The sequence below is a fragment of the Wolbachia endosymbiont (group B) of Pilophorus perplexus genome, assembly GCF_964028155.1.
Lineage (GTDB): Bacteria > Pseudomonadota > Alphaproteobacteria > Rickettsiales > Anaplasmataceae > Wolbachia.
The window spans coordinates 849,938-873,967 of the sequence record NZ_OZ034754.1 but is presented as its reverse complement, the minus strand read 5'-3'; the positions used below and the strand labels follow the sequence as shown (position 1 = coordinate 873,967).

The window sequence follows — 24,030 nt, the reverse complement described above, 5'->3', positions numbered from 1 at the left end:
TTGTTTTGAAAAATGTGTATAAATCATAATGTTAATGTTGAGTCTTTATTTAAGCTAGTTGATCAAGGGAATAAAAAAGAGAAAGAAAAAATTAAAGAGTTTATACAGTACTTTTATAATTTTGTTTATAATAGTGACCTAAAAGTCAACGATAAATTTCTTTTATACATTGCAGAAGATGCATACAACTTCATTCTTAAAAAAGAAAAAGAAGAAAGTAAATTGGCAGTAAGTAATGTAAATGATATTTCAGGAATAGAAGGCAATTTCACTATAATTAAAATCACAAATTATGACATGCCCTTTTTAGTGGATTCTGTCATTTCCACTATTAAGTCAAACGGTTTAACTATATGCTATTATAGTAACAGCATAATTAATGTTCAAAGAAAAAATAGCCTAATAGATAAAATTCATCTTTTAGAAGAAAGTAATGGAATCAAAGAGTCAGTAATATATGTAATTATTAAAGGCATAAGCGGTAGCTTTGTTGATACACTAGAAGAATCTCTACGAAAGACGCTAAAAGCAGTTAACTGCGTTGTAAAGGACTGGCAATTGATGCTCAAGAAGCTTCTTGAGCATCCGGCATTGGATGCTGGAGGCAGAGATTTTCTAGCTTGGTTGAAAAATAACAATTTTGTATTTTTAGGTTATCAAGAATACATTACTAATAAAGAAGGGAAGCTTGCTCTAAGTGGTAAGGAGAGCCTCGGGTTAATGAGAGCAAGTGAAGAGTACCAAAATTCATCAATTTTTTCTGAAAGCTTGAATTCTTTATACATACTAAGATCAGACCTAATCTCAATAGTTCATCGGCGTACCTATATGAATTGTATAGGAGTGAAAGAATTTAATGATCAGGGTGATGTAATAAGGGAACAGCATTTTTTTGGGCTATTTACTTCTATAGCAGAAGTGCAAGATATTCGAACTATTCCGGTAATAAAGGATAAGGTTACAACAATAGAAAAAAAGGCAGGATTTGTTCCTGGTGGCCATAACAATAAAGCTTTAATTTCCATTTTACAGGCATTTTCTTGTGACGAATTATTCCAATCAAATGAAGACGAGTTATTTGAAATTTGCACCTCGATCATGTCTCTTGCGATTAGACCAAGAGTCAAATTATTTTTGAGAAAGGTAGGGAACTTTATTAGTTGCATAGTATTGATACCGATGCGTTATGCTAGTGCAAGACTAATGTTTAAGATACGCGATATATTGAAAGATGAAACGAATGCAGAAAGTTCAGATATTTATAACAATCACATTATCAATGAATATGATTTGATGAAATTACACGTGGTGCTAAGAACCAAAAGCGCTAGCATTTTTGATGATGAAGTTTTGCGTATCGAAAACAAGTTAAGAAACATTACAGAAAAGTGGGAAGATCGTTTTATAGACAATTTATATAATACTTTTAGCACTGTTGAGGATATATTTATCCGCTATTGCAAGGCATTTCCGATAAGTTATCAAGAGAATTTTGAACCTCATGATGCGTATTATGATATGAAAAAATTGGAGATAGTGAGAAAGAAAAAAGTCAGCGAAGTTGATTTGAGGCTTACTCGTGACAATCTCAACTATCAATTGAAGGTTTACACTCCAAGCAACGGAGGCCTTGAATTGTCAAAGATATTAAAGGTTACTAAGAATTTAGGGGCTAAGATTCTATCTCATAATGGTTATTATATAGAAATCAACGGTGGAATATGGATACATCATTTTGTGTTGTCAAGAGTTGATGAATTAATAGACAACATTACTTTAAAAGAGCAGTTTGAGGTAACACTTGTAAAAGTGTTCAGCAAGGAAATAAAAAATGACTATTTTAACAGCTTGATCATTATTGCTGGGCTCAAGTGGAAGGAAGTGCTTCTGATTAGAGCGCTAAGCGCCTACCTAAAGCAGACATCATTTAGCTATAACCCAGAATATATCCAGAAAGTAGTATCAGAGTATCCAAAAGTAGTAAGGTATTTAGTAGAATTATTTCATTCAAGATTTGATACTAAAATAGATATTGATAGGGCAGAAACTACTAGCATTTTGATAGAAAAAATTGAAGAACTACTAAAAGAGATCAGCAACGTTTCAAATGATTACGTTTTGCGTTCGATATTTAACTTGATAATGGCAATTTTGAGAACCAGTTATTATCAAGATGATAAGCCATACTTATCTATCAAATTTGATTCAAGTAAAATAAATGGTTTACCTGACCCGCGCCCATACCGTGAATTGTATGTTTATTCAAACCTTTTTGAGGGAATACATCTAAGAGGAGGGAAGTTGGCTCGTGGTGGTTTGAGATGGTCGGATAGAACGGAAGATTTTCGCACTGAAGTTTTGGGACTCATGAAAGCCCAGATGACAAAAAATGCGGTCATTGTACCTGTTGGCGCAAAGGGTGGGTTTGTAATAAAGCAAGTTTATAAAGACAAAAACATTTTAAGGGAGAAAGGTGTTGAATGCTATAAGAATTTCATCAGAGGAATGCTTGATATTACTGATAATGTAGTTGATGGCAAAATAACTCCACCAGAAAATGTGATTAGGTATGACGAAGATGATCCATATTTGGTAGTTGCAGCAGATAAAGGCACTGCTTCATTTTCTGATTATGCAAACGAAATATCCTCTGAATGTAACTTTTGGCTCGAAGATGCATTTGCATCTGGTGGATCAGCAGGTTATGACCACAAAAAGATGGGTATTACAGCAAGAGGTGCATGGATTGCAGCACAACGCCATTTTTGGAGAATGAATAAGGATATTTACCAGGATACAACTGTTATTGGAATTGGAGATATGGCTGGCGATCTATTTGGGAACGGCATGCTGCTTTCAAGAAATATGAGTTTAATTGGAGCATTTAATCATATGCATATTTTTGTTGATCCAAATCCTGATGCGGAAAAGAGTTTCGTGGAGCGTAAACGGCTCTTTGAATTACCGTTTTCCACTTGGATGGATTACAATAGAGATTTGATTTCTCATGGTGGCGGGGTATTTGAACGTAGTAGCAAACAAGTAGAAATTTCTCAAGAAATGAAAAAGTGCTTTGATATAACGGAAGATACATTATCTCCAAATGATTTGATTCGATATTTGCTCAAGGCAAAAGTGGATTTCATATGGAATGGAGGAATTGGCACCTTTGTTAAGGCAAAAAGTGAAAGCCATGGCATGGTTGGCGATAAAGCAAATGATGAATTAAGAGTAAACGGTCATGATATTAGAGCTTCTATGTTTATAGAGGGTGGCAACCTTGGTTGCACGCAGCTTGGAAGGGTAGAATACGCTAAAATAGGTGGGTATATCAATGCAGATTTTATTGATAATTCAGCAGGAGTAATATGTTCTGATCTTGAAGTTAACATCAAGATTGCTTTTGTTGCAATTATGAAAGAAGGGGGAATTTTCTTGGAAAAAAGGAATGAAATACTGGCTAGCATGATAGATGAAGTTGCATCTAAGGTACTTGAAAACCATAACAGGATTGAAACAAAAGCATTGCTTCTTGAGTGCTTGCAAGCTAAAGAAAAGTTGGAGCAGCACCATAAATTATTACTCAGTTTAGAGAAATTTGGGCTGCTAAACCGAGATGTAGAATTTCTTCCAGCTGAAGAAGAGGTAGCAAGAATGTTAACTGATGGAGAAGGTTTCTGTTCTCCTCAGCTTTCTGTTCTGATGTCTTATGCAAGAACAGCAATAAAAAATGAAGTTATACACTCTGAGCTACCTGAAAAAGATTTTTTGTGCCGTGATTACTTACTAAATTACTTTCCACAAAGGATGGTAACAGAGTTCAAGGATTCCATATTGAAACACCAACTTTGTAGGGAAATTATTTCTACTTGCATTACAAACGATGTAGTAAATAGGATGGGCTGTATATTTATTAATAATTTGGTTGAGAGTACTGGAATTAAAGTACATGAAGCAGTTAACATATATATCGTTGTTAATCACCTATATAATTTAAGTAGCCTTTGGCAGAAAATTGATGAATTGGATGGAAAAATTGATGTTGATTCATATTTGCAAGTAGTGAGAAGTGTGCAAAAATTTATTGGTAGGGTATCATTTTGGTTAGTAAAAAATCTTGGTAAGCTTAATCTTGTAGAACTAGATGGTGTTACAAAATTTAGGGGTGCAATTGAAACTTTAGGCCATGATATTTTAGATGATCGCCTGTTAAAGATCTATAATCATGGATTAACCTCTTTGGTAGAGCTTAACATAAATAAAGATCTAGCAAAAAAGGTTGCTGATTTACGTATTCTTATTTATGCGCTGGACGTTATATCTATTGCTGAACAGACATCTTTATCAATCTTTGAAGCTGGTAGAATATACTTTAAATTAAAGTCGCTGCTAAGGTTTGATATGATTAGAACAATTGCTGTCAAGATTAAAAGCCATTCTTCTTATTGGGATCGCAGCTTAATTAATGATTTATTAGATGATTTAAGCAATTATCATCATAAGCTAGCTGTTAAAGTTATAAAAGCTACTGATAATCATATAGATAAGGTTCAAACTTGGGCTCTTAATGATAAGGATTATATAGAGCGTTACAATAGCTTTTTAGATGAGATGGTTGCTTCTAAACTTGATTTAAGTAAATTAATACTCATAATCAGGAGAATTAAAGTACTTGCTTCATAGGAAAAATGTTTAATATAGGTCTTTCAGAAATTTTAGTTGTAGCTTTAGTGAGTATAATTGTTTTTGATAAAAGTAAAGTACCTGTATTTCTTAATCTTATTAAAAATATATATAGGTATTTCTGGGTTGTAAAATCAAGAGTTAGGAAATTGTTGAAGGATACCGGAATTAAAGAATTATATGAAGGGCATAACGTTGAAAAAGTCAATTACATAATTGGTGAAGATGGCAAGCTTTATCCTACTTACAATGTAGATAGTACAAAAAATGACAGCAAAAATCCTAGTAGTAGATGATATACCATCTAATGTTAAGCTTTTGGAGGCTCAGCTAAAAGCAGAGTACTATACAGTTATTGTAGCTTATGATGGCGAGGAGGCGATAGATTTAGTAGCGGAACAGCAGCCAGATATTATCTTACTTGATGTCATGATGCCAAAAATGAGTGGTTTTGAGGTTTGTAAGAAGCTAAAGAATGATCCCTTAACGACTTATATTCCAATCATTATGGTAACTGCGCTGCATGACACTCATGATAGAGTGGAAGGAATTAATGCTGGTGCGGATGACTTTCTAACTAAGCCGATAGATGAAACTGCTTTATCTGCAAGAATTAAGTCTCTTGTGCGCTTAAAGATGATAATAGATGAGTTGTGCTTGAGAGGAGAAACTAATGCTGAGATTGGTGGAGTAGCAGAAAGCAGTATTATGGATTATTCTAATCAGATTTTTGATGCTAACATACTTGTTGTAGATGAGGACACCTTTCAAGCAGAGCAGATACACAATGTTCTAAAGCAACGCTTCAGATCAATTAAAATACTGCACGATCCAAAAGAAGCATTAAAGGTTGGTATTAAGGATAATTACGACCTGATTATTTCTGACATGCAGTTTTCAAAAACTGACGGCCTACGGTTGTGTTCTAAGTTTCGTAGTAAAGTAGAAACACGTTATACACCAATTCTGATCCTTTCTGAAGATTATGATAAAAGCAATTTAGTAAAGGCACTTGATGTAGGTGCTAATGATTATTTAACAGTACCTTTAGATGAGAGTGAATTAATAGCTAGGGTTAATTTGCAAGTGAAACGCAAAAGGTATCAAGATGCCTTGAGAATGAATTTATTTAATAATGTAGAAATGTCTATAAAGGATCCATTAACTAACTGTTATAATAGAAGATATTTTGATGCACACTTAAGAAATATTGTTAAGGATTCTGTGGAAAAAGATAGAAGTTTATCTCTTATGATACTTGATATAGATTATTTTAAGATGGTGAATGATAACTTTGGGCATAATGCTGGAGATGAACTTTTAAAGGAAATACAGAAAAGAATTTCTGAAAATATCAGAGTGACAGATTTATTAGCTAGGTTTGGTGGTGAGGAATTTGTTGTTGTAATGCCAGATACCAATGTATCAGATGCGTATACTATTGCAGAGAGAATAAGGAAAATTATTGCCAAAGAACCTTTTATACTTGTGGGTAAAAATACAACCCATAATGTAACTGTGAGCATTGGAATTTCAGCAATGCAAAGATCTGACCTTGATGATGTTAAAAAATTTATAGTACGTGCTGACAAATATTTATATAAAGCAAAAAACAGTGGTAGAAATAGAGTGGTTACTGGTTGAAGTTCTTTCAAATAAGTAGTAACTAAGATTCAAATGATAGCATAAAATTTCTCAACTCCGGAAATTTCGCATTTAACTGCAGAAATAGATATTTATTTAAAAAATACCCTGTAATTTTTAACCCTAGTCTGAATTCTTGATATGAGTAGCTATTTTGTAGGTTGTTATTGTATACATCATGCAACATCTGTGGAAAAGGTAGTAATTTATCTGCATAACAGTCACCTACTTTTTTTGACACTGCTCTACCAGTTTTTGGAGAAATAAATTGTAGATTTTCTTTCACACCTGTTACAGCACATTTTGATAGGTCTAACTTAAATCCAAGTTGCGTAAGAAGCAGAAGCTCTAAGTTAAGGTAATGACTTTGCCAAAACTGGCTATTATGTTTTATTACATCGATGAAGTGTCTAAAATTATCATATAACTTGATGCAGGATTCACTTTCTGGAAGCACTTTTTCTAATATAGACGAGAAAGAAACAATAGCAATGCTTTTTAACCTATCTTGAAAGAAATGATGAAATGGAGATTCAATCAATTCGCACTTTAAAAAACCTAGATTTTCAGGTAGCTTAGCACTCCATTCTGCATGTAATAGATTACTTATTTGAAACTTATAATTGCTATTGTTTGTTAACCTAGTTAATCCTCTGCACTTTCCATGATTTTTTGTAAATAGAGAAAGAATTAAATTTTTATCACCGTATTTTTTAACAGCTATAATAACACCTTCATCTTTCCATCTCATTCAGAGTATATTGACCATATGATATTATAGAGATAATAAAATTAGTGTAGCAAATTTGAGTTTAAGTCAACTGAAATATATTGACTTTATGTGCAATATTAGCTTTAAACCAGTAAAACAAGCTGCTTAACATATGCGCCCTCTCTATTTTAATCATACTCTTCTTTTGTTTCTATGTTGTTTTTTGCTTTTTTCAATGAAAGCCCAAACGGATGATTCGTCAGTTATTCCTATACCACAAAGAAAAAAAGAATTAGTTGAGTTAGTACAACCGAGGCAAATTATTGAAATACAGGAAATTGATGAGGGTATTCCAATTCCCAAAAGAAAAAAGGGTGTAGAAAGAAAACTAAGAGAAGACATCAAAGAGGTGAAAAATGAAATAAGAGATAAGAAAAATATTGAGAACAAAGATGATGAATTGGCTGTAACAGAAATTATTAATTCTATAAGGGATAAACTGACAGAGTGTTGGAGCATTCCTGAGAGCATAGTTTATAAAGAAAATTTTAGTATAAAAATTAACTTATTATTATCCAGTAAAGGCGAGATCGTTGTAGCCAACGTAGCAGATAGTAGTTCTTATCAAAATAATCCTCTTTTTAGATCAGCAGCAGATAATGCAATGCGTGCAGTATATAAATGTAGCCCGTTAATTGGCTTACCTGCTGAGCAGCATCACATTTGGCGCGAAGTCACGTTAGATTTTATTGTCCCAAATTTAGGAGAAAAACACTGGACTTAAAGTCCATCCTTTTAAGAATATAATTTTAAGGTGAAAAATCTCAAAGAATGTGGAATATTATAGAAAAAGCAGTCACTCTGTATATATATCACATAGTGTGGATAACAAAATATCGATATCCAGTATTAGTTGGAGATATTGGATGGCTTTGTTGCATGGCTACCAATGAGAAGGTGTGATGTAAGGGATTTACGAGGCAAATTCGAATAGGCGGGAATGTTCAAAAAAGTGTGTCAAGCCGCATTTTTAGTTCAACTCAATTTTCAATCTGTTGGGAAAGAAGATGTCAAGTTGAGACATAGTTAAAGCCCAATTAGGGAGAGCCATAATCCACTTTTGCTCCACTTTTTTTATAGCACAATATACCAACTTATACAAGGCATTTGTACTGGTAAATGAGCCCTTGGTTTTAATGAATTTCCTGATTCATCTATGCAACCCCTCAATTGGATTGGTGGTATAAATTAGCCTTCTAACAGGGCCAGAATACTTAAAATAACCAGACAAATTTTCCCAATTGTTTTGCCACGATTTTATGACCAAAGGATATTTTTCACCCCATTTTTCTTCCAGCTCAAGCAAATAATTTTCAGCGATTTCTTTACTTGAAGCACGATATATTTTTTTCAAATCATTCATGAAAATTTTCACATCTTTGCTGGATACATATTTCAATGAATTTCTTATCTGATGCACTATACATATTTGTACTTCTGCTTTGGGAAATACACTATTTATAGCCGCAGGAAAACTTTTTAGACCATCAACACATGCAATCAGAATATCCTCTACCCCTCTCTCTTTTAGGTCATTTAACACTCCTAACCAGAACTTCACTTTCGGCTAAATAAAAGCCTAGTACTTCTTTTCTGCCATTTTGATCTATGCCTAATATATTATACATGCATTTACTTACGCAATGCCCGTCCTCCTTGACTTTGAAAAACATGCCATCCATGAATACTATTGGATATACAGATTGCAGTGGACGACTGCGCCATTCATTGATTAACGGCAGTAATTTGTCGGTGATATTGGATATTTCTGCTGCAGATATTTTGTGGTCATACATCTCCTCTACATGCGATGCTATGTCCCTATACCCTTACTATTACCCACAAATGTAAATGGACTTATAAATAAAGGATTAGAATATTAAAGTTTGTGAATATTGAGGGTATAAAAATGGCAAACAAGGGTAATGAATGGGCTAGAAATGAATTGGGGGATGCTGCACTTGGAGATAAAAGACTGACAGATCGATTAGTAAATATTGCTGATAGTTTAATAAGTTTACCTGAAAGTTCAATCAATCAAGCATGTGGAAGTTGGTCAGAAGCAAAAGCAGCTTATCGTTTTTTTCAAAATGAGAATGTAAAAGGAAGTGATATCTTAACATCGCATATTGCAAAAACTGTTGAAAGAACAAAAACTCATAAAAGGATTCTTGTGATTCAGGATACAAGTTGCATTTCATATATGGGACATGAAAAAATAAGAGGATTGGCAGTTGTTTCAAAAAAACAAAGTAAAGGTATTATGATGCACACAGCTTTTGCGATTAGTACAGAAGGCTTGACATTAGGAATACTAGACCAAAAGCTTTACTCGAGACCATCTATATCTAAAGAAGACCAAGAGCTAGAAAAAAGAAGACGTTGTAGAAACGTTAGTATTGAAGATAAAGAAAGCATAAAGTGGCTAGAAAGTTTAAAGAAAACAAATGAAATTATAGATTCAACTCAAACAGAAACTATAACGGTATGTGATAGAGAAGCAGATATTTATGATTTTTTTGAGCTTGCTTACCGTCTTAATTCAGCGGTTTTGATAAGAGCTTGTAGAAACCGAAACGTAAATAAAACATCTAGGTATTCTCGAGAAGAAAAATTATGGCAATTTATAGAAAGGGTTCCTTGTACTGGAAAAGTAGAAGTTGAAATTCCGGCTAGAGATAACAAGCCAAAAAGGATAGCATCTTTAGAAGTTATAGCACTTCTCATAATAGTCCAAAAAAGGTAAGATATGGATTTATAGTAGTGATGGTAAGCATGCCAGCAGCATATAGTTATGACTTAAGGAAAAAGGTAATGGAAGCATTGGATGAAGGAGAGAGTGGAGAAACTGTTGCCAAGAGATTTAAGATTGGAAAAACAACTTTATATGAGTGGAAGAAAAGACGTGAGAAAACGGGAGATTTTCAATCAAAAAAGCTTGGAAGCGTGGCATAAAATTACCGACTGGAATGCATTTGCCGAATTTGCAAATGAGCAAGGTGGCAAAACTCAGTCAGAGATGCTGGGGCAATATTAGTAGACAAACAATTCATCGAGCACTTAAAAATATAGGATTCACAAGAAAAAAAAGACCTACGGATATAAAGAAAGAAATGAAGAAAAGCGAGCTCAATTTTCAAAGGTTATAGCAACAAAAGAACCTAAAGAATTAGTGTATATAGATGAGTCTGGCATTGATAACACTGAACCTATGGGTATTGCCAGAAAGGACAGCGGTTTTATGCCCTAAAATCTGGAAAGAAAACTCAACGAATTAGCATGGTTGCAGCCTTAAGTGGAAGAAAAATAATTGCTCCGTTAACCTTTAAAGGCCACTGCAATATGGATATCTTTAATAAATGGTTTGAGCAGTTTCTGACACCGATTTTGGAACCTGGACAAACTGTTATCCTTGATAATGCTACTTTTCATAAGTCTAATAAGATTTGCTAAAGGAGTTGGTGCAGAAATTTTATATCTTCCTCCATATTCTCCAGATTTCAACAAAATTGAGCATTATTGGTTTGCTATAAAAAACAGAGCCAGGAAAAACATTCCTCTATTCGAATCCTTTCGTCGTGCTGTTGATTCTGCCTTCCTATGACCTGTTCGGACTATTATGAGAAATGTTATAACCCCAGCATTAACATGAGTATAAGTGTTGGTAGTGTGTCCAACAGCGAAGCAAGGGTCTCATCAAAATGTAAAGAAGTCTATGAACAAATAGAGGAAGAAATGAAAGCAAGCGAAATTTTGCATATTGATGAAATCAGTCACTACAACAAAGGCAAGTTGGGATGGTGCTGGATGTTTGCCAACAATAACGCAAGTCTTATGAAGTTAGCAGATACAAGAGGAATGAGGTTTTTAAAGAATAGTGCATTTTGTGATTACAAAAATCGTGTAATTACCGACAGATATGCAGTTTACAACTACTTCAGTGATGAAAAACGACAAATTTGTTGGGCTCACTTGTTGAGAAATTTCGAGAGGTTATCTCATAGCTGGAATAGTGAAGTAATGAGACTTGGCAATTGTTTAAAAGATGCAGCTAATGGATTATTTGCATTAAAAAATGCTTTGTCAGAAAATGAAATTAGTATTTCAAAGTTCACTAAGCAATCTAAAGAGTTGCGAAGATTTATGCAGTACTGCATGATAAAAATATCTTATATACTTGAAGCAAAAGGAGCTTCACGAACGGTAAAGGGTATTATAAAATCCGAGCCAATGATGTGGACATTTTTGGATGACCCAAAGAATATCCCATTAACGAATAATCATGTTGAACGACAAATACGGCGTTATGTTGTCTATCGTAAGAATTCATATTTTGCACAGTCAGAGCGAGGGAATAGATTCCTTGAGCGGATAATTTCTCTGTATCTCACTTGGAGACAAAAAAAAGTTAAATCCATTTCAAAACCTTTTATCTATTGTCTCTTAAGCCGCACCTCTGAACGGATACCCGTAATTGGGTTTTAAAGCGATTCTACAACCTCAGGGTACAATTATACCACCAAGACCTAAGTTACTCACGTAGGGTAGCTTAAAACTCGATTATGAGGCATTTCTAAATTATTTCTTGCTTTAAAGTTTTACTTATTATAAAAAAAAACTTATTGTACCCTATCACGCTTTTTATTCGTTGTAAAACATTTTTTTCAAAAAAGTGAAAAGTTTTTGTAATTTCGGTGAAACAAGAGCTGGTTTTGGAGGTCTTATTGAAATATAACGACTTTTATCTAAAATTCTTAAGTTGAGTTTTTAGGTAATCTGTATAAATAATTTGTAGATGAAGCTAAAGGAAAAAAGTTTGGAGTTGCTGCTATGGAAGAAGAAACAGAAGCTACAAAACCCTCTCAATAGTTCAAGATGGAGACAAAGATTTAAATTTATTTATTTACGTCTCCAGTTTTATCGCGTATAACGGAGACAAAGATTTATATTTCGTATTTTATGTCTCCATTATTTATTGGTAGAAAAACTGAGTTAAAGCAATTACTGGAGCTTACAGAAAAAAATACTGCATCTTTTGTAGTAGTCAAAGGAAGGCGTCGTATAGGAAAAAGTCGTTTAATTCAAGAATTTGGTAAGTATTTTGAACAATATTACTCCTTTATAGGTTTGCCACCAGAAAAGCATACTACAATGTCCTACCAACTTAATGAATTTTCTAGACAAGTTGCTAGACAATTTAATACATCTTTTGCTAGGTATGATGACTGGAGCGATTTACTATGGGCAGTTGGTGAACGTCTACTATCAGGAAAAACATTAGTGCTGTTTGATGAAATTTCTTGGATGGGCTCACAAGATCCAACCTTTTTAGGCAAAATAAAAAATTTTTGGGATACGCAGCTAAAAAATAATAACAAGCTAATTTTCGTTGTTTGTGGATCAGCTTCATCCTGGATCGAGAAAAATATACTTAGCAGCACTGGTTTCGTAGGGAGAATATCGTTAACTTTAACACTCGGAGAATTATCACTTTCTGATTGCAATGAATTTTGGCCGAAAAATATTTCAGCATATGAAAAATTTAAGGTGCTTGCAGTAACTGGCGGAATTCCAAAGTATTTAGAGGAGGTAAATTTTAAACATAGCGCTGAAGAAAATATTAAAAGGCTTTGTTTTACAAAAGGTGGGTTTTTAGTTGAAGAATTTAATCAAATATTCTCAGATTTATTCATGCGAAAAACGGCTTTTTATAAGCAAATAGTCAGAGCTCTTTCTACTGGAGCTAAAGAACAAGAAGAAATTTGTGCTACTTTAAATATCGTAAGACATGGACGCATTTCTGAGTATCTATATGAACTTGAGCTTGCTGGTTTTATTGCAAAGGATCATACTTGGAGTATAAAAACTGGTACTGATTCACGACTCAGGAGGTACAGACTTCAAGATAATTATTTAAGGTTTTATCTAAAATATATCGAAAAAGATCTAGGAAAAATTAGTCGTGACACCTATTCTATAGGGTTCTTACCAGAGTGGTATACAATTATTGGGCTTCAATTTGAAAATTTGGTGCTGAACAATAGAAAGAGTATACATAATATCTTAGGAATTGATAGAATAATAAGCGAGAATCCATTTTTTCAGAAAAGAACACGTAATAGTGCAGGTTGTCAAATTGATTATATGATTCAAACGAAGTTTAACACTCTCTACATTTGCGAAATCAAATTTTCAAAAGATAAAATTGGTCATTCAATAATACAAGAGGTACAAAAGAAAATAGATGCACTAAATCGTCCAAAAGGCTTTTCATGTCGTCCAGTCCTTATCCACGTTAATGATGTAAGTGATGATGTTATAGATAGTGGTTACTTTTCACACATAATTGATTTTGGAAAATTATTAAATTGTAAGTAATGGTTTTTCTGACTTTAAAATAGTGTCTTTTTAGTTTTTATGTTTATTCTTAACTTATAGAGGTTGCTTATGACTGATACTTTAACTTTAAAAGAGGGAGATATTGAAACTACTGCTTTTGATAATAGCAATTTTACTAGAGTATTACACGATGGAGAATGGTGGTACGTAATAACAGAAGTAATAGCTTTTCTGACAGGTAGTAAGAACCCATCTGACTATCTAAAAAAGATAAAAAGCAGAGATATAGGGCTTTCTGAAGGATGGGGACAATTTGTCACCCCCCTTGAAATTAAAACAAAAGGTGGTAAACAGAATGTTAATTGTACAAATGTTGAGGGGTTGTTTCGTATTTTGCAGTCTATTCCTTCCAAAAGAGTTGAACAATTTAAACGTTGGCTTGCAAAAGTCGGGTATGAAAGGCTACAAGAATATGAAAATCCTGAGCTTGCACTCAAACGAATCTATGCCGATTATGCTGCAAAAGGGTACCCTCAGGAATGGATACAAAAGAGAATAGAATCGATAGCTGTCAGAAATCAACTAACAAAAGAATGGGGTAACAGAAATATATCTGACCACAATAATAAGTATATTGAAGGTAGGGAATACGCAATATTGACAGACGTAATTTCTGAGGGAACGTTTGGAGTAAAAACAAAGCATCATAAGGAAATAAAAGGCTTGAGGAAACAACCACTAAGAGACCATATGACACCAATTGAATTAATTTTTAACATGCTAGGAGAACAGGCTACCATTGATGAAATAAAAGATAAAGATGCACAGGGCTATAATAAAAATTTAGAAGCGGCAAAGGAAGGAGGTAAGAACGCAGGCACAGCAAGAGAGGCATTTGAAAAAGCTAGAGGTGTGAAAGTCGTTTCTTCAGATAACTTTTTAAAGAGGATTAAAGATTAAAGTTCTCACTGGGAATGTTCAAAAAAGTGTGTCAAATCGAAAAAAAGTAATAAATTGATATAAAAAAATGGAGGTTTGAAAATGAGTCAGAAAATAGTAAACAGAACTAACGGATTGGTAGATTATAAAGAGTTGGAAACAAATATCCTGTCGTCTATACGAGAAGGAAGACCGTTGACAGGAAAGGAGGGAGCATTAACGCCATTTATAAAAAGGCTGCTTGAAGCTAGTCTAGAGGGTGAAATAGAACATCATTTATCTGCTGGAAGTGAAGAAAACAATCGTAGAAACGGGAGGAATGGCAAGACTTTGAAGACAAGCGCAGGTTCATTTGAACTATTGACACCAAGAGACAGAGAAGGAAGTTTTGAACCACAAATAGTGAAAAAAAGGCAAACAAGCTTACATCCAGAGCTTGAAACGAAGATTTTGAGCACATTTGCCAGTGGTATGAGCTATAGAGATATAGCGTCACACGTTGAGGAAATTTATGACCACAAAATATCTGCAGCAGAAATATCCAATATCACCGACAAATTACTGCCGTTAATCAATGAATGGCGCAGTCGTCCACTGCAATCTGTATATCCAATAGTATTCATGGATGGCATGTTTTTCAAAGTCAAGGAGGACGGGCATTGCGTAAGTAAATGCATGTATAATATATTAGGCATAGATCAAAATGGCAGAAAAGAAGTACTAGGCTTTTATTTAGCCGAAAGTGAAGTTCTGGTTAGGAGTGTTAAATGACCTAAAAGAGAGAGGGGTAGAGGATATTCTGATTGCATGTGTTGATGGTCTAAAAAGTTTTCCTGCGGCTATAAATAGTGTATTTCCCAAAGCAGAAGTACAAATATGTATAGTGCATCAGATAAGAAATTCATTGAAATATGTATCCAGCAAAGATGTGAAAATTTTCATGAATGATTTGAAAAAAATATATCGTGCTTCAAGTAAAGAAATCGCTGAAAATTATTTGCTTGAGCTGGAAGAAAAATGGGGTGAAAAATATCCTTTGGTCATAAAATCGTGGCAAAACAATTGGGAAAATTTGTCTGGTTATTTTAAGTATTCTGGCCCTGTTAGAAGGCTAATTTATACCACCAATCCAATTGAGGGGTTGCATAGATGAATCAGGAAATTCATTAAAACCAAGGGCTCATTTACCAGTACAAATGCCTTGTATAAGTTGGTATATTGTGCTATAAAAAAAGTGGAGCAAAAGTGGATTATGGCTCTCCCTAATTGGGCTTTAACTATGTCTCAACTTGACATCTTCTTTCCCAACAGATTGAAAATTGAGTTGAACTAAAAATGCGGCTTGACACACTTTTTTGAACATTCCCGATCGTGGTACAGAGTATTGTGGCAAGCCAGGAAATCATGCGTACCAGTTATATTTGGGAGTAGAAAATATTGATCATTCTAGAACCAAAGCTTACTCTCCACAGACTAATGGTATATGTGAAAGGCTTCATAGAACTATGCAAGATGAATGTTATAATATTATTTTTAGGAAAAAGATTTATAGTACTTTGGAAGAACTCCAGTTAGATATCGATCATTGGTTGCATTCTTACAATAGAGCTAGACCTCATTCCGGTAAATATTGCTATGGTAAGACTCCTATGCAGACCTTTTTTGATAGTATGCATATTGCTTACCAAAAAAATATTGATAACATTAAAACAGATTCTGATATCGGTTTTGACTTCGTCGATTCTTCTGTCAGTTAATTTATGCCTGTCAGATTAAGTCTAAACTATTACATAGTTTCACGCCACCTACCCAGTAAGCAAGTTCTTTGTAGATCTATCCCAGGAGAGATGGGAGCTCCTGGTTTTGACGTCGTTTCAGCCCTTTCGACACTTCATCAGTGGTTCATTTTCATTCGCCTCTCTATTTCGTACATGACACGTATTTGTGCCTTTATCCATAACTCTCACTACCTTGACTCTTTATCAAAGCAGCTTATGGTTGTTTAAAGCCTGCTCTTGCAAGCCGACTGTGAGGGACCTTTCCCTCATCTATTGTGCAGCTTAAGCACTTAGTTTGCTCATTTCTGATCTTTCTTTGTGTCTCTACGGCACACCCCATCCTTGGCAAACTAATTTTATTGTCCCAAATTTGGGAGAAAAACCCTGGACTTGAAGTCCATCCTTTTAAGAATATAATTTTAAGGTGAAAAATCTGAAAGAATGTGGAATATTATAGAAAAAGCAGTCACTCTGTATATATATCACATAGTGTGGATAACAAAATATCGATATCCAGTACTAGTTGGAGATATTGGAAAGAAAGCTAAAGAAGTTGTACAAGAAGTATGTGCAAATAATCAAGTAGAAATTATCAGAGGTAGAGTTGCGTCAAGTCATGTACACGTATACGTTTCTGTACCCCCATACTTAAGTATTAGTAAGTTAGTGCAGTTAATAAAAGGAAAAAGTTCCAGAAAAATCCAGCAAAACTTTCCAGAGCTAAAAAAGAGATATTGGGTTGTGGGCAGTAGGCTACTTTGTCAGGACTAGCGGAAATGTAACTGACGAAATGATAAAAAATTATATTGAAAATCACTCTAAAAAAGAAGATAAATTTGGTGACTTTCAAGTCGAAAGTTAGCATTCTATGCTCTCTCTCAATCTTTGGATTTTAATCCATAGTGGTTGAATGAAGAATCTTTAAACCCTTTTGTACCAAATTTTAATGAAGCAAAAAATTCTTCTAATTCTTCAAAAGGACAACTATTTTTCTCTAATTTTACTTTTATAATATTGCTTAACATTGTAACTCCACTAACCGTTTTATACATGTAGCTTAAGACTATTTTAATAATTTATCAAGAAAGTTTAATTATTAATTATAATATTTAATAAAATAAATAGACTCTTTTACATTTCATCTGCAAGAATCTTTTCCTTAGTTTGTAAATAAAGATTTTCTGAATCTAATTGCCGCAGGTTACGTTTAGTAATATAATCTCATATTAAATAAAACTTTACCTAAGTTTATGCCAGACTCTACGTTAGTTTTAACAACTATTCTTATATTCTTCATCTTTACGTTGTCACTTTTTTTTATAAAAAGGATATTTGGATCAACGAACAAGAAGATAATAAAATCCTTCAGAAAAATTGCTCAGCAGATTAATGCGCTAGAGCAAGAAATGCAGAGCTTATCTGATGAGGATCTTGCTAGTAAAACTGCGGAATTAAAACAAGAACTGAAAAATGGAAAAACACTAAATGACCTTCTCGTACCTGCATTTGCGGTTGTACGAGAAGCATCACGAAGATTCCTTAACATGAGGCATTTCGACGTTCAGCTAATTGGTGGCATGGTTCTCCATAATGGCATGATATCAGAAATGAAAACAGGAGAAGGAAAGACACTCGTCGCAACTTTAGCTGCATATCTAAATTCTTTAGAAGGAAAAGGTGTGCACATCGTAACTGTTAACGACTATCTTGCAAAACGAGATACAGAGTGGATGAGTAAATTATATAATTCTCTTGGAGTTTCTGTTGCATTTATTACAAATAATTTGACAGACGACGAGAGAAAAAAGGCTTATAGCGCAGATATCGTATACTCAACAAATAATGAACTTGCCTTTGATTATCTACGAGATAATATGAAATTTTCTCAAGAAGATATGGTTCAGAGAGGCTTCAATTACGCGATAGTAGACGAAGTAGACTCTATACTGATTGATGAAGCGCGTACTCCGCTCATTATTTCTGGCCCACTTGAGGAAAATAATCAGATATATAAGCATATCAATAAAATAGTAATCAAATTAGTTGATTCTGACTATGAAGTCGATGAAAAGAGTAGAGCAGTGTTCCTCACTGAAAATGGCATTTCACGAGTGGAGGAATTACTAAAATCGTATAACATCATTCCTGAAAATTCCTCGCTCTATGATACTAGCAATATTATACTGACTCATTATATAGATCAAGCACTTCGTGCACATAAGCTGTTTACTGCTGATAAAGATTATATAGTGAAAAACGGTAAGGTGGTAATTATTGATGAGTTTACTGGGCGCATGATGGAAGGTAGGAGATATTCTGATGGTCTTCACCAGGCATTGGAGGCAAAGGAGAATCTTGAAATTCAGCATGAAAGTCAAACTTTAGCATCAGTCACATTTCAGAACTACTTTCGTATGTACAACAAACTTTCTGGTATGACAGGAACAGCAGTAACAGAGGCAGAGGAGTTTCATGATATATATAGATTAAATGTAGTAAAAATTCCAACTAATGTGTCTGTTAAAAGAATAGATGTTGACGATGAAATTTATGGCACAGAAAAAGAAAAATTTAGTGCTGTATTGAAGTTCATAGAAGAATGCCACAAACGCCTACAACCAGTCCTTGTTGGTACGGTAAGTATTGAAAACTCTGAAAAACTTTCTGCGCTTTTGCAAAGCTATTCTCTTAAGCATTCAGTACTAAATGCTCGTTATCATGAACAAGAAGCGTACATAATAGCGCAAGCTGGAATACCAGGCAGCATTACTATAGCAACAAACATGGCAGGACGTGGAACTGATATTCAGCTTGGTGGAAATGTTGAAATGATTGCAAAAATAGAGCTCGAGAAAATAAAAAATGCTGATGAAAGAGAAAAAAAATATCAAGAAATAGTCGAAAGAGTAAAAAAAGATAAGGAAATTGCTATAAAAGCTGGTGGCTTATGTGTTATCGGAACCGAAAGGCATGAAAGCAGGAGAATAGATGATCAACTGCGTGGCCGTTCTGGTCGTCAGGGTGACCCTGGACTTTCTAAGTTCTTTCTATCACTTGAAGATGATTTAATGAGAATATTTGGCTCTGATAGAATGAGGAATTTTTTACAAAAAGTGGGACTAAAGAACAATGAAGCTATTCATCACCCATGGATTAATAAAGCACTTGAGAAAGCACAGAAGAAAGTTGAAGTTAGAAATTATGATGTGCGGAAGTCTTTGCTAAAGTTTGATGATGTAATTAACAATCAACGTAAGGTTATTTTTAAGCAGAGAAATCATATTTTAAACAATGAAATCAATGATTTAGTTGAAGTATATAGTGAAGTAAATGAGGATATAATAGAAGGTATAGTACAAAGTGGTTATTACGAAGATTATGTTGAAGATATTGCAAAAGAATTCCACATAAGATACGGGATAACGCTTAATCTAGCAGAGTTTTTGAATAAACAAGAAGCCTTGGATTATATAAATGACAAAATACAAGAATTTTTTACTGAGAAAGAAAAATATTTCAATAGTCAACAAACTACAGATTTGTGGAATACGATAGTGAAACAAGTGATGATCATGACACTTGATCATTTATGGAGGGAGCACCTTTCGGTCTTAGAGAGCCTAAGACAAAGCATAAATTTGCGTGCCATGGGGCAAAAAGACCCACTGAATGAATTTAAACGCGAAGCTTTCTTAATGTTTGAGTCGATGCTTGAAAAGTGGAGGGAGCTTACCATTCACCGCCTAGCGCACTTTAAGTTGCTAGACAATCAAGAAATAGGCAATAGGTCACGCTCTACTAAAAATAGCAGACTTCCAAAAGTTTCAAGAAATGACAAGTGCCCTTGTAACTCTGGAAAAAAATACAAACACTGTCACGGTGCAGTTGCCGTAGTGAATTAGTTGTTGCAAGCACATTATAGCTGCTATAGCTAACCGAAGTCAGATCTGCTCGAGCACTCTGAAAGACAAAATCAATAGCCGAATTAATATTGGGCCAAAAGGTTTGTAGAGACTTTCTTATGGCGTGCTTGATCAGAACTTCTCAATCGGATTCAAATCTCACTTTTACCCACAAATAAAAAAGTGAGTAAAATGGATACCAAATAAATTTGGGATTAAAATGAGTGAAGTAAGTACAAATGTGCAATATACTGATGGCTTAGGGGATAAATGGCTGGAAAGAGAGTTAAAACACGTTAATTTAGGAGATACAAGACTTAATAAGAGACTTATTAAAACAGGCTATTGTATAGAGGGTAAGGTGTCTGGATCAATTAATCAAAGCTGTAGTGGATGGAAAGAAGCTAAGGGTGCATACAGATTATTTAGCAATGAAAAGCTTAAGGATAAGGAAATTTATTCTTCCCATTACAAAGAAACTATGGAGAGAATGAAAGGAAATCAGTTTGTTTTTTCAGTTCAAGATACAAGTTATTTGGATTTTGACTCTCATATAAAAACCAAGAGGCTAGGTAGTATTTCTAAAGCTTATACGAAGCATAAAATGGGTTTACTGTTGCACAGTGCCTTAATAGTCAGCAAAGACGGATTACCTTTAGGTCTATCTTCTCAACAATGTTGGGCACGTTCTATTAGGGAAAAAGAAACGTCACAAGAAAAAGCAAACAGGAAATACCGTACCTCCATAGAAGAAAAAGAAAGTTATAAGTGGATAACAGCTCTCAAAGAAAGCATAAACAACCTTCCTGCAAATGTACAACTTGTTACCCTTGGTGATAGAGAGGCAGATATCTTCAAATTTTTATGGATCACTGAGACATTAGGTAGTTTTTATGTAATCCGTAATCGAACTAATAGAAGATTTATCTGCACTGAAATTGGAAAAACAGATTTGCAAACACGCATCACTCAACTGCCAGTAAAGAAGAAAATTTCTCTAGAAGTTAATAAAGGTAGAAACCAAAGATCAAGGAAAGCTAATATTGAAGTTAAGTATATGAAAGGCTATATACCTATCAGATCTTCTTCAATTTATGGATCAAAAGACAGAGTGCATAAAATAAGTGATAAAATCCCTGTATATGTGGTAAGTGCAAAAGAAACAAATCCTCCTGAAGGATTGGAAGCTATTGATTGGACTTTGTTGACTAATGTACCAGTTAATAGCACTTTAGATGCTATAGAAAGGATAAATTGGTATAAGCTAAGATGGAAAATTGAGGAGTATTTCAGGGTTTTAAAATCAGGATGTAAAATAGAAAGCTCTCGTTTAACTACAAAGGAAAGGCTACAGAAATTAATTGCTATAAAGAGCATTATTGCATTTAAAATTTTATATTTAACAAAAGTCGCTTTATCAAATCCCATGGAAACCTGTACTAAAATTTTAAGCAATGAAGAGTGGAAGGCCCTTTTCATACGTGAGCATAAAGTAGCTACATTACCAGAAGAACCTCCAAACATAAAACAAGCTATTATTTGGTTAGGAAAATTAGGTGGATTTATGAATAGAAAAAGTGATAATTTACCAGGGGCTATGACTCTATGGCGGGGCTATGAAAATCTTAAGGAGAGCATAGTTATGCTTCACATCATGACCTCTCAAAATTGTGGGTAAAAGTGAGACTTTCATTCGGTCGCACACGCCCGTGATAGCCCTATTCCTATAGTGAGTAGGGTTATCTTTCCCTCTTATCTCTTTTATATCACATTTTTAACTTACAATCTTTCATATGCTTCTTTCACTTTACTATGCGAAGTTAATGCATCAAAAAATTCAGGGCTTACCAAGGCATGTACTCCTGTCATATATTCACCACTTAGATTATCTTCTATATGCCGGAGTACTTCCATACACTTACGCTTGACATCTGTTGTTGCTGTTCCAAGGGTAAAATTTACTACTTTTGGTGTTATTTCAAATTCGTTGTACAGATTTAATAATTCTGACCCGTCAGCATCAAGAATAATTCCCTTCAGCGCTCCCATTCGTAAATGCTCTAATGTTATTGCGTGTTTGTTCCTCATTAGCTGTAAATGGTCAGTTATTACATCTGCCAGCGCTTTAAGTTCACTCTCTGATCCAAATGCCCTTATTCCTTGTACTTCCTCTGGTAACACTACATCATCATGTGGAATATGCGGAATCGTAAACGTTCTTACCTTTCTTTTTCCTCTTTTTCCTACTGTTGCTGGTGCTCCTGGAACTTGCGTTGGTAGTAAACTTAAAACTCCATTATGTTCTTCTATGGTAATATGTCTAAATCTTACTGACCTATTTGGAAACAAATTTAAATTTTCAACTCGTCCATAATTTATCGGCAATATATTCATCGCATTTGTTAGTGCCGTCATACTAAATGCTGTATTTGTAAATGGATTTTGCATTCTTTCTTTTCCCCCTTATATATATTTTAATAGTTTTTTAAACTCCCTTGCGGATAATGATCCCTTGTGCTTCAAGTTGCTTTATTGCTGCAGCTTTCTGCTCTTCAGTGATATTTGCTGGCCATACAACTGCATGATCTGCTAGCATTGCACCACGAGTAACAATTACTCCTTTACTATTTTCCTTTGCGTTTACATCGCTTGCTATCACTCCTATCGCCGTTTGTGTCCCATCTGTGGCAGTTGGATTGATTATCCTAATCATGTTGTCTTTATCACGACTAACAACTGTTCCTAGCTTCAGATTTTCCCCCTTGGCTACTGTTATCTGATCTCTTGAATATAGACTTGATGCCTCATACTTTAATAAGTCACCCAGATTATTTTGTTCGGTTATACATGTCATATTTTCTTTTCTCCTTTTTTCCCTTTAGTTTACCGCCATGTTTGTAGTTGTTGTACCCGACGGTTATAAAAAAACTTAAATACTTGATTGTGCTCTAGCTTTAGCTACTTGCATCATCAACTCCTCTCCTGAATTCTGTGGTATTGCACTCAGTATCTCTGTCTTCTTCGTTCTCTCTGCAAGTAATTCCATTAAAACTTCCCTAGCTTGCTCAACACTTACGCCTTGCTCAATAAATTCTTCTATCTTTTCTGGCACCTTCGATAAATTACATAAACGTATTAATTCACGAACTTCAGTACGATACTTGGTTAAATTATCAGTTTCTAGGTCGTTTGTAGTTTGTTCATTCATAGTAATACTCCTGTTTTTATTAATAGATGAAAGAATTGTCATTCCGTCTGCAAGGCCTATTTCTACTGCTTTCTCCCCAAAATATAGCCCTGCTTCTGTTGATCGAATCTTTTCAATTGAAAGACCTCTGTTTCTTGCTATTAGCTGCAAAAACATTTCATATAGTCTTCCTACTTCTTTTTGTAAGCTTTCTAAACTTTCAGACGTCATTGGCTCATGCGGATTTAAATCATTCTTCCGACTACCAGCAAATATTGTGGTATATTTTATTCCCTGTTTTTCGTCAAATCCACTTTGATCTATATGACTTGCTATTACTCCTATACTCCCAATTCCTGAAGTGCGGGTGAGAAAAATCTTTTCAGCGCTAGAGGCTATAGCGTACGCAGCAGAATATGCATCATCATTTGCTATTGCAATAATTCTCTTTTTTGCTCTTGATTCATAAATAAAATCAGCTAGGTCAAAGACACCGTTTACTTCCCCTCCGGGACTGTCTATGTCAAGTAGAATCGTCTCTATGCTTTTATCTTCTAAAGCACTCTCTATCTCTTCATGAATATTTTCATACGAAGTCATGTCTAAAATATGATCAAAAGCTTCTGTTTTTTTTGTCAACACTCCATAAATACGTATTATTGCTATTCCTTTTGGATTTATATGAAAATGCTTTAAATTCTTAAAGATAGGTTGTTTGCTGTTATATAATGATAGTAGTTCAAAACTTCTTCTCTCTACCATTATTGGTTTATTTATCCACATCAC

General features: G+C 34.3%; 12 protein-coding genes and 9 pseudogenes. 15 read left to right on the top strand and 6 right to left on the bottom strand.

The window, feature by feature from the left end:
* Nucleotides 1–12: 12 nt before the first annotated feature.
* From ABWU28_RS04455 to ABWU28_RS04445, 3 genes are read left to right on the top strand one after another with little or no spacing between them, the layout of a single operon-like run.
* Nucleotides 13–4,683, top strand: coding sequence for an NAD-glutamate dehydrogenase (locus ABWU28_RS04455; protein ID WP_052264805.1), 4,671 nt, complete (start codon nucleotides 13–15; stop codon nucleotides 4,681–4,683).
* Between the two features lie 5 nt (nucleotides 4,684–4,688).
* Nucleotides 4,689–4,979, top strand: coding sequence for a twin-arginine translocase TatA/TatE family subunit (locus ABWU28_RS04450; RefSeq protein WP_007302915.1), 291 nt, complete (start codon nucleotides 4,689–4,691; stop codon nucleotides 4,977–4,979).
* Nucleotides 4,951–6,327 (top strand): PleD family two-component system response regulator, encoded by a 1,377-nt coding sequence (locus ABWU28_RS04445; protein WP_007302914.1) that lies wholly within the window; start codon nucleotides 4,951–4,953, stop codon nucleotides 6,325–6,327. Before ABWU28_RS04450 ends, ABWU28_RS04445 begins: the two co-directional genes overlap by 29 nt.
* Nucleotides 6,328–6,349: 22 nt before the next feature.
* Here the strand turns inward: ABWU28_RS04445 and recO are convergent, their stop codons facing one another.
* Nucleotides 6,350–7,078 carry a DNA repair protein RecO gene (recO, locus tag ABWU28_RS04440; protein WP_007302913.1) on the bottom strand — a complete coding sequence of 243 codons (729 nt, stop codon included), beginning with the start codon at nucleotides 7,076–7,078 and terminating at the stop codon, nucleotides 6,350–6,352.
* Nucleotides 7,079–7,274: 196 nt separating this feature from the next.
* On the opposite strand from recO, the gene ABWU28_RS04435 reads away from it, so the two are divergent.
* The gene (locus ABWU28_RS04435; protein WP_052265027.1) at nucleotides 7,275–7,823 is read left to right on the top strand and encodes a hypothetical protein; all 549 of its coding nucleotides are present in this window, start codon (nucleotides 7,275–7,277) and stop codon (nucleotides 7,821–7,823) included.
* 49 nt (nucleotides 7,824–7,872) lie between these two features.
* A pseudogene (locus tag ABWU28_RS04430) lies at nucleotides 7,873–7,966 on the top strand (IS200/IS605 family transposase); the annotation flags it as partial.
* Nucleotides 7,967–8,069: 103 nt separating this feature from the next.
* On the opposite strand, the pseudogene ABWU28_RS04425 reads toward ABWU28_RS04430, so the two are convergent.
* Nucleotides 8,070–8,928: pseudogene (locus ABWU28_RS04425) on the bottom strand (IS256 family transposase); the annotation flags it as partial.
* A gap of 80 nt (nucleotides 8,929–9,008) precedes the next feature.
* On the opposite strand from ABWU28_RS04425, the pseudogene ABWU28_RS04420 reads away from it, so the two are divergent.
* From ABWU28_RS04420 to tnpA, 8 genes and pseudogenes are all read left to right on the top strand, one after another.
* Nucleotides 9,009–9,812: pseudogene (locus ABWU28_RS04420) on the top strand (IS4 family transposase); the annotation flags it as partial.
* A gap of 62 nt (nucleotides 9,813–9,874) precedes the next feature.
* Nucleotides 9,875–10,703: pseudogene (locus tag ABWU28_RS04415) on the top strand (IS630 family transposase).
* A 41-nt stretch (nucleotides 10,704–10,744) separates the two neighbouring features.
* A pseudogene (gene tnpC, locus ABWU28_RS04410) lies at nucleotides 10,745–11,546 on the top strand (IS66 family transposase); the annotation flags it as partial.
* A 512-nt stretch (nucleotides 11,547–12,058) separates the two neighbouring features.
* Nucleotides 12,059–13,477: an AAA family ATPase gene (locus ABWU28_RS04405; protein WP_353274997.1), complete on the top strand. Its 1,419-nt coding sequence runs from the start codon at nucleotides 12,059–12,061 to the stop codon at nucleotides 13,475–13,477.
* A gap of 69 nt (nucleotides 13,478–13,546) precedes the next feature.
* Entirely contained in the window at nucleotides 13,547–14,398 is an 852-nt protein-coding gene (locus tag ABWU28_RS04400) for a Bro-N domain-containing protein (RefSeq protein ID WP_007302946.1), read from the top strand.
* Nucleotides 14,399–14,479: 81 nt separating this feature from the next.
* A pseudogene (locus tag ABWU28_RS04395) lies at nucleotides 14,480–15,710 on the top strand (IS256 family transposase).
* Between the two features lie 28 nt (nucleotides 15,711–15,738).
* Nucleotides 15,739–16,134: pseudogene (locus ABWU28_RS04390) on the top strand (integrase core domain-containing protein); the annotation flags it as partial.
* A gap of 464 nt (nucleotides 16,135–16,598) precedes the next feature.
* A pseudogene (gene tnpA, locus ABWU28_RS04385) lies at nucleotides 16,599–17,017 on the top strand (IS200/IS605 family transposase).
* Nucleotides 17,018–17,033: 16 nt separating this feature from the next.
* Here tnpA and ABWU28_RS04380 read toward each other — a convergent pair.
* Nucleotides 17,034–17,180 (bottom strand): hypothetical protein, encoded by a 147-nt coding sequence (locus ABWU28_RS04380; RefSeq protein ID WP_007302910.1) that lies wholly within the window; start codon nucleotides 17,178–17,180, stop codon nucleotides 17,034–17,036.
* 225 nt (nucleotides 17,181–17,405) lie between these two features.
* On the opposite strand from ABWU28_RS04380, the gene secA reads away from it, so the two are divergent.
* Both secA and ABWU28_RS04370 read left to right on the top strand, forming a co-directional pair.
* Nucleotides 17,406–20,057, top strand: a complete 2,652-nt coding sequence (gene secA / locus ABWU28_RS04375) for a preprotein translocase subunit SecA (RefSeq protein ID WP_264376958.1) — start codon at nucleotides 17,406–17,408, stop codon at nucleotides 20,055–20,057.
* A 220-nt stretch (nucleotides 20,058–20,277) separates the two neighbouring features.
* Nucleotides 20,278–21,735 carry an IS4 family transposase gene (locus ABWU28_RS04370; RefSeq protein ID WP_353274994.1) on the top strand — a complete coding sequence of 486 codons (1,458 nt, stop codon included), beginning with the start codon at nucleotides 20,278–20,280 and terminating at the stop codon, nucleotides 21,733–21,735.
* 107 nt (nucleotides 21,736–21,842) lie between these two features.
* Here the strand turns inward: ABWU28_RS04370 and ABWU28_RS04365 are convergent.
* The 3 genes and pseudogenes from ABWU28_RS04365 to ABWU28_RS04355 form a co-directional block, all read right to left on the bottom strand.
* Nucleotides 21,843–22,505: pseudogene (locus ABWU28_RS04365) on the bottom strand (major capsid protein); the annotation flags it as partial.
* A gap of 37 nt (nucleotides 22,506–22,542) precedes the next feature.
* Complete coding sequence (locus ABWU28_RS04360; protein ID WP_096097249.1) at nucleotides 22,543–22,911, bottom strand: head decoration protein; 369 nt, start codon at nucleotides 22,909–22,911, stop codon at nucleotides 22,543–22,545.
* A gap of 75 nt (nucleotides 22,912–22,986) precedes the next feature.
* The gene (locus ABWU28_RS04355; protein ID WP_052264934.1) at nucleotides 22,987–24,027 is read right to left on the bottom strand and encodes a S49 family peptidase; all 1,041 of its coding nucleotides are present in this window, start codon (nucleotides 24,025–24,027) and stop codon (nucleotides 22,987–22,989) included.
* Between the last annotated feature and the right edge of the window lie 3 nt (nucleotides 24,028–24,030).

Bases quoted from the DNA above. Each gene is read 5' to 3' on its own strand.
- ABWU28_RS04445 (WP_007302914.1), top strand. From the start codon at position 4,951: ATGACAGCAAAAATCCTAGTAGTAGATGATATACCATCTAATGTTAAG.
- ABWU28_RS04400 (WP_007302946.1), top strand. From the start codon at position 13,547: ATGACTGATACTTTAACTTTAAAAGAGGGAGATATTGAAACTACTGCT.
- ABWU28_RS04435 (WP_052265027.1), top strand. From the start codon at position 7,275: ATGAAAGCCCAAACGGATGATTCGTCAGTTATTCCTATACCACAAAGA.
- ABWU28_RS04450 (WP_007302915.1), top strand. From the start codon at position 4,689: ATGTTTAATATAGGTCTTTCAGAAATTTTAGTTGTAGCTTTAGTGAGT.
- ABWU28_RS04370 (WP_353274994.1), top strand. From the start codon at position 20,278: ATGAGTGAAGTAAGTACAAATGTGCAATATACTGATGGCTTAGGGGAT.
- ABWU28_RS04360 (WP_096097249.1), bottom strand. From the start codon at position 22,911: ATGACATGTATAACCGAACAAAATAATCTGGGTGACTTATTAAAGTAT.
- recO (WP_007302913.1), bottom strand. From the start codon at position 7,078: ATGAGATGGAAAGATGAAGGTGTTATTATAGCTGTTAAAAAATACGGT.
- ABWU28_RS04355 (WP_052264934.1), bottom strand. From the start codon at position 24,027: ATGTGGATAAATAAACCAATAATGGTAGAGAGAAGAAGTTTTGAACTA.
- secA (WP_264376958.1), top strand. From the start codon at position 17,406: ATGCCAGACTCTACGTTAGTTTTAACAACTATTCTTATATTCTTCATC.
- ABWU28_RS04405 (WP_353274997.1), top strand. From the start codon at position 12,059: ATGTCTCCATTATTTATTGGTAGAAAAACTGAGTTAAAGCAATTACTG.
- ABWU28_RS04455 (WP_052264805.1), top strand. From the start codon at position 13: ATGTGTATAAATCATAATGTTAATGTTGAGTCTTTATTTAAGCTAGTT.
- ABWU28_RS04380 (WP_007302910.1), bottom strand. From the start codon at position 17,180: ATGTTAAGCAATATTATAAAAGTAAAATTAGAGAAAAATAGTTGTCCT.